The 13,202-nt window shown below is 74.0% G+C and carries 16 protein-coding genes; 11 read left to right on the top strand and 5 right to left on the bottom strand.

Translation table 11 applies throughout. From position 1 onward, the window contains the following. Positions 1 to 6 precede the first annotated feature (6 nt). Positions 7 to 393 carry a glycine cleavage system protein GcvH gene (gcvH, locus tag VR894_RS12085; protein WP_324651858.1) on the top strand — a complete coding sequence of 129 codons (387 nt, stop codon included), beginning with the start codon at positions 7 to 9 and terminating at the stop codon, positions 391 to 393. 11 nt (positions 394 to 404) lie between these two features. Then, positions 405 to 815 (top strand): PPOX class F420-dependent oxidoreductase, encoded by a 411-nt coding sequence (locus VR894_RS12080; RefSeq protein WP_324651857.1) that lies wholly within the window; start codon positions 405 to 407, stop codon positions 813 to 815. Here VR894_RS12080 and VR894_RS12075 read toward each other — a convergent pair. Both VR894_RS12075 and VR894_RS12070 read right to left on the bottom strand, forming a co-directional pair. Further along, on the bottom strand, positions 805 to 1,398 hold the full coding sequence (locus VR894_RS12075; protein WP_324651856.1) for a class I SAM-dependent methyltransferase: 594 nt from the start codon (positions 1,396 to 1,398) through the stop codon (positions 805 to 807). The genes VR894_RS12080 and VR894_RS12075 overlap by 11 nt on opposite strands. A 41-nt stretch (positions 1,399 to 1,439) precedes the next feature. Beyond that, positions 1,440 to 2,165, bottom strand: a complete 726-nt coding sequence (locus tag VR894_RS12070; RefSeq protein ID WP_324651854.1) for a PIG-L deacetylase family protein — start codon at positions 2,163 to 2,165, stop codon at positions 1,440 to 1,442. Between the two features lie 17 nt (positions 2,166 to 2,182). Between VR894_RS12070 and VR894_RS12065 the strand changes: the two genes are divergently transcribed. Both VR894_RS12065 and VR894_RS12060 read left to right on the top strand, forming a co-directional pair. Continuing rightward, positions 2,183 to 3,445 (top strand): hypothetical protein, encoded by a 1,263-nt coding sequence (locus VR894_RS12065; RefSeq protein WP_324651852.1) that lies wholly within the window; start codon positions 2,183 to 2,185, stop codon positions 3,443 to 3,445. 71 nt (positions 3,446 to 3,516) lie between these two features. Continuing rightward, positions 3,517 to 3,696, top strand: coding sequence for a DUF5302 domain-containing protein (locus VR894_RS12060; RefSeq protein WP_324651850.1), 180 nt, complete (start codon positions 3,517 to 3,519; stop codon positions 3,694 to 3,696). A 1-nt stretch (position 3,697) separates the two neighbouring features. Here VR894_RS12060 and mug read toward each other — a convergent pair whose 3' ends face one another. Then, positions 3,698 to 4,255 (bottom strand): G/U mismatch-specific DNA glycosylase, encoded by a 558-nt coding sequence (mug, locus tag VR894_RS12055; protein ID WP_324651849.1) that lies wholly within the window; start codon positions 4,253 to 4,255, stop codon positions 3,698 to 3,700. Then, positions 4,242 to 4,790, bottom strand: a complete 549-nt coding sequence (locus VR894_RS12050; protein WP_324651968.1) for a TetR/AcrR family transcriptional regulator C-terminal domain-containing protein — start codon at positions 4,788 to 4,790, stop codon at positions 4,242 to 4,244. The genes mug and VR894_RS12050 overlap by 14 nt, the downstream gene beginning before the upstream one ends. An 85-nt stretch (positions 4,791 to 4,875) precedes the next feature. Between VR894_RS12050 and VR894_RS12045 the strand changes: the two genes are divergently transcribed. The 4 genes from VR894_RS12045 to VR894_RS12030 all read left to right on the top strand — a co-directional run bounded on the left by VR894_RS12045 (position 4,876) and on the right by VR894_RS12030 (position 9,482). Then, a complete protein-coding gene (locus VR894_RS12045) occupies positions 4,876 to 5,895 on the top strand; it encodes an NAD(P)-dependent alcohol dehydrogenase (protein ID WP_324651847.1) in 1,020 nt (339 codons plus the stop codon). Between the two features lie 63 nt (positions 5,896 to 5,958). After that, positions 5,959 to 7,134: an RtcB family protein gene (locus VR894_RS12040; protein ID WP_324651845.1), complete on the top strand. Its 1,176-nt coding sequence runs from the start codon at positions 5,959 to 5,961 to the stop codon at positions 7,132 to 7,134. Positions 7,135 to 7,418: 284 nt separating this feature from the next. Then, complete coding sequence (locus VR894_RS12035) at positions 7,419 to 7,949, top strand: CarD family transcriptional regulator (protein ID WP_324651844.1); 531 nt, start codon at positions 7,419 to 7,421, stop codon at positions 7,947 to 7,949. Positions 7,950 to 8,003: 54 nt separating this feature from the next. Further along, positions 8,004 to 9,482, top strand: a complete 1,479-nt coding sequence (locus VR894_RS12030; protein WP_324651843.1) for a UDP-N-acetylmuramoyl-L-alanyl-D-glutamate--2,6-diaminopimelate ligase — start codon at positions 8,004 to 8,006, stop codon at positions 9,480 to 9,482. Between the two features lie 9 nt (positions 9,483 to 9,491). On the opposite strand, the gene VR894_RS12025 is transcribed toward VR894_RS12030, so the two are convergent. Continuing rightward, complete coding sequence (locus VR894_RS12025; protein ID WP_324651842.1) at positions 9,492 to 9,953, bottom strand: hypothetical protein; 462 nt, start codon at positions 9,951 to 9,953, stop codon at positions 9,492 to 9,494. Positions 9,954 to 10,164: 211 nt separating this feature from the next. Here VR894_RS12025 and VR894_RS12020 point away from each other — a divergent pair, with 211 nt between their 5' ends. The 3 genes from VR894_RS12020 (at position 10,165) to VR894_RS12010 (ending at position 13,145) form a co-directional block, all read left to right on the top strand. Then, entirely contained in the window at positions 10,165 to 10,377 is a 213-nt protein-coding gene (locus VR894_RS12020) for a DUF1918 domain-containing protein (protein ID WP_324651841.1), read from the top strand. Between the two features lie 133 nt (positions 10,378 to 10,510). Beyond that, positions 10,511 to 11,995 (top strand): DUF4389 domain-containing protein, encoded by a 1,485-nt coding sequence (locus tag VR894_RS12015; RefSeq protein ID WP_324651839.1) that lies wholly within the window; start codon positions 10,511 to 10,513, stop codon positions 11,993 to 11,995. 7 nt (positions 11,996 to 12,002) lie between these two features. Continuing rightward, entirely contained in the window at positions 12,003 to 13,145 is a 1,143-nt protein-coding gene (locus tag VR894_RS12010) for an alpha/beta hydrolase (RefSeq protein WP_324651838.1), read from the top strand. The last annotated feature ends 57 nt before the right edge of the window (positions 13,146 to 13,202 follow it).

The raw sequence follows: 13,202 nt of genomic DNA, 5'->3' as shown, positions 1-13,202 counted from the left end.
ACCCCCATGGCAACCATCCGTCCCGACCTCAAGTACACCGCCGAGCACGAGTGGGTGGACGACTCCGTCTCGCCCGTGCGGGTGGGCATCACGACCGTGGCCACCGAGGCCCTCGGTGACATCGTCTACCTCGACCTGCCCGACGTCGGGGCGGAGATCACGGCGGGGGAGACCTGCGGCGAGGTGGAGTCGACGAAGTCCGTCTCCGACCTCTACGCGCCGATGACCGGCACCGTCGTCGAGGTCAACCAGGAGGCGATCGACGACCCGTCGCTCGTCAACCGCGAGCCCTTCGACGGCGGCTGGCTCTTCACCGTCGAGGTGGACGACGAGGGCGAAGTGCTGACGGCGGAGGAGTACGCCGAGACCGCAGGCGCCGAGATCGCCGACTGACGGGGGCGCCGGTGAAGCTCCCCGAAGCCCTCCAGTTCGTCCGCGACAACCCGCGCGGGGTCCTCGCCACGCGGCGGCGCAGCGGGGACGCGCAGCAGTCCCCGGTCCTCGCGGTGGTCGACGACGCGGGGCGCGTGCTCATCAGCACGCGGGAGACTGCCGTCAAGGTCCGTAACCTCCGGCGCACGCCGCGAGCCTCGCTCTGCCAGATCACCGACGAGTTCTTCGGCCGCTGGGCCCAGCTCACCGGGCCCGTCGAGATCGTGTCGCTGCCGGACGCGATGGACCTGCTCGTCGAGTACTACCGGCGCGCGGCGGGGGAGCACCCGAGCTGGGAGGAGTACCGGGCCGCGATGGAACGGGAGCGGCGGTGCGTCATCGTCCTCACCCCCGAGCAGGTCGGGCCGCGACTCAGCGGCTGAAGGTGAGGGTGTACCGGAAGTAGCAGCGACGGCGCAGCCGGGAGCCGGGGAGGAGCTCGGCCGCGGCCGCCCGGATCTCCGCGACCGACTCGACGGGGTCCGCCATCGCGACCCCGACGTCGCCACGTGCCCGGTGGAGGACGTCGAGCACGCGCACGGGCAGGACCTGCGCGCCGGACACGACCCAGTCGAGGGCCGAGCGGTTCGCCGCGAGCCCGACGACGATTAGCTGCCCTCCCGGGGCGACGAGCCCTCGCAGCCGCTCGAGCGCCGGGCGGAGCGGGAGGTGGTGCAGGGTCGCCACGCACGTGACGGTGTCGAAGCGGCCGAGCGCGGGCACGTCGTCGTCGAGGAGCCCCGCACGCACCACCCGGGCGCCGGCCACCCCGGCGAGGCGCTGCTGTGCCCGTCCGACGGCGTGCGCGTCCGGGTCGATGCCCACCACCTGGTCCGCGGCGGTCGACAGTCGTTCGAGGAGCAGTCCCTCACCGCAGCCCACGTCGAGCACCCTGCCTCCGCGGGCGCGCGCTGCCCTGGTGATCTCCGGGTGGTAGGCCGTGTTGTGGTTCCAGTACGCGGTCACCGCGCCATCATCCCAGCGCACCTCGGCCGCCCCGCGTCACGTCACCACCCGAGGTCGAGGACCTCCACGCCGGTCGCGTACGGCACGCCGAGGCGCTCGCCGGTCGCGCGGGCCGACTCCCGCAGGAAGCCGGCGACGTCCGTGTCCCAGCCCAGCCCGTCGAGGTAGGCGCGGTGGGCCTGGAGGGAGGCGACGCCGTCGTCCATGGTCGTGGTGACGTCGACGGCGTGCGCGGCCAGCGGCGATCCCGGGAGCCAGACCTGCCGGACGCCGTTCCACGGCTCGCGGCCGTCGCCGAGCTGCTCGGGGAAGACCCACCGGTTCCCGGCGTCCCGCACGGCGTCGAGGGTGGCGCGGCCCGTCGCGACGTGGTCCGCCTGGTTGAGCCCGCCGCCCTCCCAGGTGTCGCGGACGTTGTTGGTGATGACGATGTCCGGCCGGTGGCGGCGGACCTGCTCGCTGATCAGCCGCCGCAGGTGCAGGCCGTACTGGAGGACGCCGTCGGGCTGATGGAGGAACTCGACGTCGTGCACCCCGACGAGCCGGCAGGACTCGAGCTGCTCCGCCTCCCGCAGCGGGCCGGTCTCCGCAGGCGGGATGCCGTCGATGCCCGCCTCGCCGGAGGTGAGGAGGCAGTACACGACGTGCTTGCCCTGGCGGGTCCAGCGCGCGACGGCGGCCGCGGCCCCGAACTCCATGTCGTCCGGGTGCGCGACGACGGCGAGCGCCCGTTGCCAGTCCTCGGTCACGTGCTCAAGGTCGGCCATCGTGCCACGCTACCGGCGTGGCAGACACGGTCGAAGACCCCGGCGCGCTCGCGGCGGTGGCGCGCGAGCTCTACGCCCACGTGCCCGCCGAGTTCGTCACCGCCCGCAACGCCCGCGCCGCCGAGGCGCGCCGGGACGGCGACCGTGAGCTCGCCCGCCGGGTCAAGGCGCTGCCCAAGGCCTCGGTCGCGGCGTGGGCGGTGCTCGCCGTCGCCCGGCAGCACCCCGAGGAGCTCGACGCCCTCGGGGAGCTCGGCGCCGAGCTGCGGGTCGCCCAGGCACGCGCCGACCCGGCCGAGCTGCGCGCTCTGGGAAAGCGCCGCCGCCAGCTGACGTCGGCCACCACCCGGACCGCGGCCCGGCTCGCCGACGAGCGCGACGTCGGGCTCTCCGCCGCCGCGCGGGAGCAGGTCGAGGCGACGTGGCAGGCGGTCGTCATCGACCCGGGCGCGGAGCGCGCCGTCCGGAGCCTGCTGCTGGTCCGCACCCTGGACCCCGGAGACCCCGGGGCGCTCGCCGACGCGCTCGCGGTCCCCGGCGCGTTCCCGGCGGAGGAGGACGACGACGGCGCACCCGCGGCCCCGCCCGTCGACCTCGGGTCCCGACGACGGACGGCGCCGGCACCCCGGCGGGACCGGGAGGAGCCCGGGACGGCGGAGGCACCCGAGGAGGAGGTGCACGGGTCCGCCACGGCCGGGGAGCCGGACGAGGTGGTCTGGTCGAAGGGCGGCCTCACGCGCCGCCACCGTCGCGATGCCGCGGCTGCGTCCTCCTCCGGCGACGGCGCGGCCGCGTCCCCGCCCCGCGACGACGCGGTCGCGTCCCCGTCCCGCGACGGCGCGGCCGCGTCCCCGCCCCGCCGGCCCGATGCGGCTGCACGCCGTCCGTGTCGCGTGGAGCCCGAGCCGTCGGGACCGGGCAGGGCGGCGGCCGGCCGCGGCGAGGAGCGCGACGCGCCCGCACCCTCCGGTGACGTCGCCCGGGAGAGACGCCGCGTCGAGCGTCAGCTGCGGGCGCGGGAGCGGGCCGCCGAGCAGGCGCGGACGGACCTCGAGGAGGCGACGGAGGAGCTGGCGCGGGTCGAGGCGGAGGTGTTGCGGGTGGCGGCGCGGATCGAGGAGCTGCGGCGCGAGCTCGGTACGCGCGAGGACGAGCTCGCCGGGCTGGACGAGGACCGTGCCGCGGCTCGGGAGGAGCGGGAGGACGCGGAGGACCGAGCCGACGCGGCGGAGCGGGCCGTGGAGGAGACACGCACACGACTCGCCGAGCTCGCGGACTAAGCACTGGCCATCGGTGCACCCGGCGGGGCACGCTGGCCCGGACACATCCGGCCACGAGAACGGGGGCCACCATGGCTCAGCAGACGCCAGACGCAGCAGAGACGGCGAAGGAGAAGATGCGCGAGGCCCTGGAGCGCAAGAAGGAGCGCGAGCACCTGGCGAACGAGTCCCACCGGAACACCGGCTCGGTCCACGGCAGCCAGGTCAACGGGGCGGCGGGCAAGCGGACCTTCCGTCGCAAGTCGGGCTGACTCAGCCCTCGACGGCGCGGCGGAGGGCGGCGAAGCTCTCCGCCAGCGCCGTCGGCGTGAAATGCGCGTTGAGGCCGCTGGGGTTGGGCAGCACCCACACCCGGGTCGGTCCGAGCGTCGCCTCCTGCTCGCCAAAGGTGGCCGCGGGCCGGTCGAAGGCCGTGCGGTAGGCGGTGACGCCGAGGACGGCGAGCCACGCCGGCCGGTACTCGGCCACGTCCGCGACCAGTCGGCGGCCACCCTCCCTCAGCTCGGTGGGGGTGAGCTCGGCGGCCGCCGCCGACGCGCGCTCGACGACGTTCGTCACGCCCAGCCCCCAGTGGAGCAGCTCCTCCTGCTCGGCGGGCGCGAGCTGACGCGGTGTGAACCCGGAACGGTGCAGCGCAGGCCAGAAGCGGTTGCCCGGCCGCGCGAAGTGGTGGCCCGTCCACGCCGAGTACAGGCCGGGGTTGATGCCGCAGAAGAGCACCCGCAGGCCCGCCGCGACGACCGCCGGCAGCGTGCGGTCCGCCGCCGCGGCGAGGTCGGCACGGCTCGGGCGGCGCTCAGCTGGTGGCACGACCGCGCTCCGCGGTGACCACCGCGCCCTCGAGGGCGTCCAGGATGACACCCAGGCCGAACTCGAACTCCTCGCCGAAGTCGTAGCCCGGCTGCATGACGTGCTCGGTGGCGATCTCGACGAGGTGGGGGTACTGGTCCGGCGTGAACCGTGCCGCGATCGCGGCGGTGACCTCCTGGGCGCCGTCCCTGCCCACGAAGGGCAGCGCGGCCTCCTGGACCGCGAAGCCGTACACGTAGGCGTCGAGCAGCGCGTAGGCGTGGGCGGTCATCGCCACGGACAGCCCGGCGCCGCGCAGCGTCCCGAGCACGGCGTCGTGGTGGCGCAGGGTCGCCGGGCCCGGCGTCGAGCGGGACTCCAGCAACCCGATCGCCCAGGGGTGGCGCGCCAGAACCTCGCGGGCGGACCGGGCCCGTCGGGTGATCTCGGCCCGCCAGTCCTCGCCCGCTACGGGCAGCTCGATCTCGGCGAAGACGAGGTCGATGATCCCGTCGAGGATCTCGCCCTTGCTGGCCACGTGGTGGTACAGCGACATCGGCTTCACGCCGAGCGCCTGGGCCAGGGACCGCATCGTCAGCGTCGCCAGCCCCTCCGCGCGGCCCCGAGCCTCAGGAGCCCAGATGGCAGTTCGCGAGCAGGACACGACCCCGGCGCAGCACGACGCGACGGCGACCATGCGGGCGGCGGTGCGTGACGTCTACGGTGACGTCGGCGTCGTGCGGGTGGCCACCGTGCCGCGGCCCGTCGCCGGTGACGGCGAGGTGCTCGTCAAGGTGGGTGCCGCGGGTGTCGACCGGGGCGTCTGGCACCTGATGACGGGCCTGCCGTACGCCGGACGGCTCGCCTTCGGGCTGCGTCGCCCCCGGCAGCCCGTGCTCGGTCTCGACCTCGCCGGCACCGTCGTCGCCCTCGGCCCTGGCGTCACCGGCCTCGCCGTCGGCGACGAGGTGTTCGGCGCGGGGGCCGGCACGTTCGCCGAGTACGCGACCGCTCCCGTCCGTTCGCTCGCGCGCAGGCCGGCGGGCCTCAGCGCCGAGCAGGCGGCCGTGGTCCCGGTCTCGGCGGCCACGGCGCTGAAGGCGGTACGTGACATCGGGAAGGTGAGCCCGGGCCAGCGCGTCCTCGTCACCGGGGCCGCCGGGGGCGTGGGTTCGTACGCGGTCCAGCTCGCCGTCTCGGCCGGTGCCCACGTGACGGGCGTGGCGAGCGCCGCCAAGGCGGAGTTCGTCCGCGAGCTCGGGGCCGAGCGGGTGCTCGACTACCGGACCGAGGACTTCGCCGACGGAGCCGAGCGTTACGACGTCGTCATCGACATCGCCGGCAACCCCTCGATCTCCCGCCTGCGGCGGGCGCTGACCCCGACCGGCACGGCCGTCGTCACCGGCGGGGAGGGCGGCGGGCGGGTGCTCGGCATGGGGCGGCAGGTGCGGGCCGTCGCGGTGTCGCCCTTCGTGCGTCAGCGGCTGGCGACTTTCGTCGGCACCGTTCGCACCGCCGCGCTCGACGACCTCTCTGCTCTCATCGCGACCGGCGCGCTGCGGCCCACGCTCGAGCGGGCCTACCCGCTCGAGGAGGCGCCCGCGGCCATCGCGAGCCTCGTCGCGGGGGAGGTCCGGGGCAAGCTCGCCGTCGTCGTGTAGCGGCACGGTGCGGCACGAGGGCGACCCCGTGCCGCACCGCCGCCCACCTGACATGGTGCTGCCATGGAGCGGATCACCGACAAGCTGTACTCCTGGGCGTCGATCATCGACGACCACGCCCTGGCCCAGGCACGCCTCACCGCCGAGCTGCCGATCGTCGACCCGCACGTGGCCCTCATGCCGGACGCGCACGTGGGGATGGGTGCGACCGTCGGTTCGGTGATCCCCACCGTGGGTGCGGTCATCCCCGCCGCGGTCGGGGTCGACATCGGGTGTGGGATGGTCGCGGTCCGCACCCAGTACACGGTCGAGCAGCTGCGCTCCGCGGGACGGCGGCTGGCCGGGCTGCGCGAGCAGATCGAGCGCGCGGTCCCGCTCAGCCCGGGAAACTACAACCGCAAGGTCTGGGGACGTGCCCCGGAGGCGGTCGCCGAGCTCGAGCGGCTCGCCCGGGAGGAGGACGTCACACCCGAGTCCTTCGCCAAGAACTGGCGCCTCCAGCTCGGCTCCCTCGGCGGCGGGAACCACTTCATCGAGGTGACCGCCGACGAGGGCGGCTCCGTGTGGACCTTCCTCCACTCGGGCAGCAGGGGAGTGGGCAACCAGATCGCCCGTCGTTACATCGCGGCCGCGCAGGAGCGCACCGCGCGCCGGGGCGTCGAGCTGCCCGACCGGAACCTCGCCCACCTCACCGTCGACGACGCCGAGTACCACGCCTACCTCGCGCACCTGCACTGGGCCCAGGAGTTCGCGCGGCTCAACCGCGAGGTCATGATGGACCGCGTCGTCGACCAGCTCGGCCGGTTCATGGGTGGGGAGGTCCGGCGTGTGGAGGAGGTCAACTGCCACCACAACTACACCGCCGTCGAGCGGCACTTCGGCGCTGAGCGGCTCGTCTCCCGCAAGGGGGCCATCGCCGCGCACGAGGGCGTCCGCGGCCTCATCCCCGGCTCGATGGGTACGGCGTCCTACGTCGTCACCGGCAAGGGGCAGGAGATGTCGCTGTGCTCGGCGCCGCACGGCGCGGGACGCGCGTACTCACGCACCCAGGCCCGCAAGACCTTCACCCAGGCCGACCTGCGCCGTCGGATGAGGGGCATCGAGTACCGCGACCTGCCGGCGTTCATCGACGAGATCCCGGACGCATACAAGGACGTCGACGTCGTCATGGCCGACGCCGCGGACCTGGTCGCCGTCGACCACGTGCTGCGCCAGCTCGTCAACGTCAAGGGCCAGTAGCGGCGCCGCACCGCCGTGGGGGCACATTTCCGGGATATGCGCACGGCTAAAACGTGAGGCAGTCCACGGGCTGGATTTGGTGAGCATTTTGTGAGAAGGTGGTAAACGCTGGCTCGCGGAGGTCGGGCGCTTTCACCGGATGTGGCTGCGAATTCCTCCGTGTCCTCGTGCCGCTCGACGACCAGGCTTTCACCGTCAAGGGCTCGTTCGCGTGGCTGAGACAGTCGTCGGCGGGTTTCCGCGGACGCTGGGTGTGGCGCTCTGTCGCGGCGAAGGGTCACGCATTGAGTTTCTCCACTGGTCAGGTCGTCGTCCATCCGCACCACGGCCCGGCAACGGTCAAGAAGATTTTCACCCGAGTCATTCGAAACGAACGTAAGCGTTACCTGCGGCTCGCCGTGCACCACGACGAGCTTCTTTCCGTCGCGGTGCCGCTCGACGCCGCGGAGGAGATCGGGGTGCGGGCGACCGTCGACGTCGTGGAGGTCCGCGAGATCTTCGCCGAGCTCCTCGCGGAGAGCAGCCCGTACGAGAAGGTGTGGTCGCGCCGGATCAAGGCGGACACCGAGCGTCTGCGGTCGGGGCGGATCGGGACGATCGCCGGCCTGATCCGGGACCTCACCCGTCGCAACGAGGAGAAGCGGCTCGCCTTCGGCGAGATGAAGCTGCTCCGTGACGCCACCGGCCCCTTCGTCGCCGAGCTGGCCCTCGTGCTGGCCCTCACCGAGGAGAAGGTCGCCGCCATGGTCCACGCGGCCATCCTCGAGGGGACCAAGCCCGAGCTTCCGGACCACGAGCTCGCTGCCGCGAGCTGACGACAGGTCGACGACGGCGCGGCCTGCGCCGTCGTCGACCTACGCTTGGCAGCTATGAGACTTGCCGAGCTCGCCGCCGCCCTGAACCTCGAGCCTCCCGCCCAGGAGGACGCCACGATCGAGGTCCGCGGTGCGACGCACCAGGCGGACTGGGCCACGACCGGCGACGTGTTCGTCGCGATCCGGGGCGCGCGCGTCGACGGGCACACCTTCATCGCCGACGCGGTGGCACGGGGCGCCGTGGCGGTGCTGGGCGAGGGGCTGCCGGACGGCGCGACCTGCCCGGTCCCGTACCTGCGCGTCGCCGGTGCCCGCGCCGCCCTGGCCGACGCGGCCACGGTGCTCGCGGGCCGGCCCAGCCACGAGCTCACCGTGCTCGGCGTGACCGGGACCGACGGCAAGACGACGACGTCGGCGCTCGCCCGGCACCTGCTGCGCGCCGCCGGCCGTCCCACCGGTCTCCTCTCGACGATCGGCTACGAGCTGCCCGACGGCGTGCTTCGTCAGCCACCCACCCACTTCACGACGCCGGAGGCGCCGCAGGTCCAGCAGATCCTGCGGCAGATGGTCGACGCGGGCGCGAGCGACGCCGTCGTCGAGGCCTCGAGCCACGCGCTGGCGCTCGACCGCGTCCGCGGCGTGGACTTCGACGTCGCCATCTGGACAAACCTCACCGGGGAGCACCTCGACTTCCACGGGACGATGGAGCAGTACTTCGCCGACAAGGCGCTGCTCGTCCAGCGCGCCCGCCACGCCGTGCTGAACCTCGACGACCCGTGGACCGAGCGGCTCGTGCCCATGGCCGCCGAGCACGTGACCTACAGCGCCGACGGCGCACCGGCCGACTGGTGGGCGAGCGACGTCGTCGAGGGCACCGACGACCTCCGGTTCACGGTCCACGCCCCGGCGGGCGAGACCACGGCCGTGCTGCCGATGATCGGGCGCTTCAACGTCGCCAACGCGCTGGCCGCGATGGCCGGCGCGCACGCTGTCGGTGTGGGTCTGCCCGAGCTGGTCGCCGGCCTGGCGACGTTCGCCGGCGTCCCCGGCAGGATGGAGATGACCGAGCACGTGGCCGGCGACCCGCGCGTCATCGTCGACTTCGCCCACACCCCGCCGAGCCTGGAGAAGGCGCTGGAGACGGTGCGGGTGACCACCGAGGGACGGCTGTGGGTGGTCATGGGCTCCGCCGGTGGACCCCGCGACCCCTCGAAGCGCGCGCCCCTCGGCGAGGTCGCAACGCGCCTGGCGGACGTCGCCGTCTTCACCGAGGAGGACCACCGGGACACGCCGCTGGAGGAGATCCTGCAGGAGATGGAGCGCGGTGCCCGCGAGGCGGGACGCACGAACTTCCGCAGCATCGGTGACCGACGGGAGGCGATCCGGCACGCTGTCGCGGAGGCTGCCCCGCAGGACACGGTGGTGCTCGCCGGGAAGGGCCCGGAGACGACGCTCGAGCGTGACACCGAGACCATCGGCTGGGACGAGATGGCCGAGGCGCGCGAGGCGCTGAGCCGCCGCCGGCACCCGTAGTCGGCACGGTCAGCGGCCGGCGGCCGCCTCCAGCACCCGACGCGCCGCGACGACACGGTCCTCGTCGCCGGTGCCGCCGGCGGCGAAGTCGCCACGCAAGGCCTTGAGCGCCGTCCGCTCGACGTCGATCTCCCGCCGGGTGCGCACCCCGAGCCGGCGGATCACGGTCAGCGGCGGGCACCAGCCCTGGATCGCGTGCTGGAGGAGGAACGCCGGGACCACCGAGGACAGCACGAGCCACCGGCGTGAGTGGACCGCCGACAGGGCCAGCCCGAGCAGGGTGAGCGCGGAGGCGTTGGCCTCGAGGACTCGTTCGACGTCCCACTCGCGGTCCAGCTTCCTCAGGTGCTCGGCGATCTCGCCCGGTGCGGCGTCCACACATGAGGCGACCCGCTGCAGCCGCTCCTCGTCGAGCCGCTCGAGAACCTCCTGGGACGTGGAGGCGCGGACACGGTCGTGGTCGGTGCTCATCCCTGCTCCTTCGACTCGAGGTACCAGCACCGTAGCCACGACCGCGGGTACCCACCACGCGGGCTGAAGCCCCGACCATCCTCGTGACAGGGGCTCCCGAGGAAGGCGACAATGGACCCACGGCACGACGGCGAGGAGCACACGCGCGAAGGGTGTCGGTCGACGCCCTCTCGCGACCCACCTCGCCCCTGACTCGCAGAGGAGGCTGACCATGTCGGCAGCACCAGGAGACCGCGTCGTCGTCCACTCCACCAAGGTCGGTGGCCACACCCGGGACGGCGAGGTCGTCGCCGCGCGAGGCGAGGACGGCGGACCGCCGTACGTGGTCCGGTGGTCGGACACGGGGGTCGAGTCGCTGCTCTTCCCCGGCCCGGACACCGTCATACACCACGGCGGCACCGAGCACGCCACCACGCAGGACTGACCGCCCGGGCGGTCAGCCGAGCTGCCGCTACGCCGCGCGCCGGGAGCCGGTGCCCGCCGCCCGGGCCGATGGTCCCTTGCCCGGCCGGGGGGACGGGCACACGCTGGAGGGACACCGAAGAAGGTGATCCCCAGTGGCGACCGTCGCCGTGGCCCCCGTCCCCACCTACCCCGTCCACGTCGACGCCCGGCCGGAGCCTGACCGGACGTCGCGCTGGCTGTGGCTCGTCAAGTGGGTCCTGGTCATCCCGCACGTCCTCGTCCTGGCACTGCTGTGGGCGGCGTTCGTCGTGCTCAGCGTCGTGGCCCTGGTGGCGATCGTCGCCACCGGCCGCTACCCGCGCCCGATCTTCGACGTCAACGTCGGGGTGCTGCGCTGGAGCTGGCGGGTGGCCTACTACTCCTACGGTGCGCTCGGCACCGACCGGTACCCACCCTTCAGCCTGGCCGAGGACCCCGACTACCCGGCCCACCTCGAGGTGGACTACCCCGAGCGGCTCTCCCGCGGGCTCGTGCTCGTCAAGTGGTGGCTGCTCGTGCTGCCGCACTACCTCGTCCTCGTCCTGTTCATCGGCCTCGGTGCCCGCGCTGCCCGCGAGGTCGCGGGCATCCAGTGGGTGTGGGAGGGCGGGCTGATCTCTCTGCTCGCGCTCGTCGTGGGCTGCACGCTGCTCGTCACCGGCATGTACCCGCGGGGGTTGTACGACCTCCTGCTCGGTCTCAACCGGTGGGTGCTCCGCGTCGCGGCCTACGCCGGTCTGATGACCGACGCCTACCCGCCGTTCCGGCTGGACCAGGGCGGTGCCGAGCCGGTCGCGTTCACCACCGGGTCGCCGCCCCCGGCCGCACCGCCGACTGACGCCCGGCCCCGCGACGGCCACCGGACGGACGGGGGAGCGATGAGCACCGTCGTCGAACCGCGGCTCCGCCACGACGTCGCCGAGTGGTCGGGGCTGGTGCGCACGGGGGCGTGGGCGGCCCTGGCGAGCGTGGTGCTCATCGTCGTCCAGATCGGCATCTACCTCGTGTGGCCACCGCCGGAGACGACGGCCGGGTTCTTCGCCGTCCTCGTGGACGACCCGCTGCGCGGCACGCTCGCCCTCGACGCCCTGTACCCGCTGAGCAACGTGCTCGCCTACCTGCTCTACCTCGCCCTCGCCGTCACGCTGTGGCGGGTGAGCCGGTCCGCCGTCGTCCTCGCGCTCAGCTTCGGGATGCTCGGGATGGCCGCGTACCTGGCCTCGCCCCGGCCCGTCGAGATGCTCTCGCTCGCCCGGGCCTACGCCGACGCCGACGGCGCGGAGCGGGCGGCGCTGCTCGCAACGGGTGACGGCATGCTCGCCACCTGGATGGGGACGGCGTTCGACCTCTACTACCTCCTCAACCTCGGCGCGCTGCTCATCCTCACGGTCCTCATGTACCGCAGTACCGTCTTCAGTCGCGCGACCGCGGTGTGGGGCCTGGTGGCCGCCGGGCTCATGGCGGTGCCGTCGAACGTCGGGACACTCGGGCTCGTCCTCGCGCTCGCCTCCCTGCTCCCGTGGTCGGTGTTCGCGGTGCTGGTCGCGCGCCGACTGCTCGCCCTGTCCGCCGGCGGTCCCGAGCGCACGCCCTCCTGAGCCGGTCATGGACGCCGGCGGAGGCCCGAGGGACGCCGGCCGCGGACGCCCGGAGCCCGCGCCCGGTCGCCCCATCGGCCACGGCCGCCGGCGATGGCGCGCGCTGAACGCGGTCGGACTCGTCGTCCTCGGGGTGGCCCTCACGTCGGTGAGCCTCGGCGTGGGCCTGCCCCACCTCGCCGAGCCGGGCGTTCGTGCCGGTGACGTCGTCGGGCTCGTGTCACTCGTCGTGGGAGGCGGTGCGCTCCTCGCGGGCACGGTCGGTGTCGTGCGAGCCACCCCGGGCTGGTGGCGGCTGGTGGTCGCGCCCGCGCTGGTCGTCGCCGTGCTCGCCGGCGGCTACGTCCTCGCGGTGCCGCTGGCCGCGGCCGTCCCGGCACGCTCGCCCGTCCAGCGCAGCCCCGCCGTGGCCGCGGACGAGGTCATCGTCCCCACGGTGGACGGCGTGGAGCTGGCCGGGTGGTTCGCCTCGGCGCGGGGACGCGCCGCCGTCGTGCTGCTGCCCGGCGCCGGCTCCTCCCGCGACGCCGTCGTCGACCACCTGGCCGTGCTGCACGACGGCGGCTACCACGTCCTCGCCCTCGACCCGCGTGGCCACGGCGCCAGCACCGGGCGGGGCATGGACTGGGGCTGGTACGGGGAGGCCGACGTCACGGCCGCGGTGGACTACCTCACCGGGCGCGAGGACGTCGACGCTGACCGGATCGCCGTCGTCGGGCTGTCCATGGGCGGGGAGCAGGCGATCGGCGCGGCCGGCGCCGACGAGCGCATCCGCGGCGTCGTCGCCGAGGGCGTCACCGCCCGGACGGCGCGCGACCTCCACTGGCTGTCCGACGTCTACGGCTGGCGCGGGGCCGTGACGGAGGCGCTCGAGCACGCGAGGACGGCGGTCGCCGACCTCGTCAGTCCCGCGCACCAGCCACCGCCGCTGCGGCAGGCCGCGGCAGCGGCGGCACCCCGACCGGTCCTGCTCATCACGGCCGGGGCGGTACCCGACGAGCAGCATGCCGCGGCCGACATCCAGGCGGCCTCCCCGGACAACGTCACGGTGTGGACCGTGCCGGGTGCCGACCACGTGGCCGGGCTGCGCACCGACCCGCAAGCCTGGACCGCCCAGGTGCTGCACTACCTCGATGACGTCACCGGGTGAGTCCGGCCGGCGGTCGATGTGGGCCGATGGTCCCGGGGACGGCGGTGACACCCGTGG

It is taken from the genome of Georgenia sp. H159 (genome assembly GCF_035607575.1).
Taxonomy (GTDB): domain Bacteria; phylum Actinomycetota; class Actinomycetes; order Actinomycetales; family Actinomycetaceae; genus Oceanitalea.
This window is presented reverse-complemented; position numbering and strand designations above follow the sequence as displayed.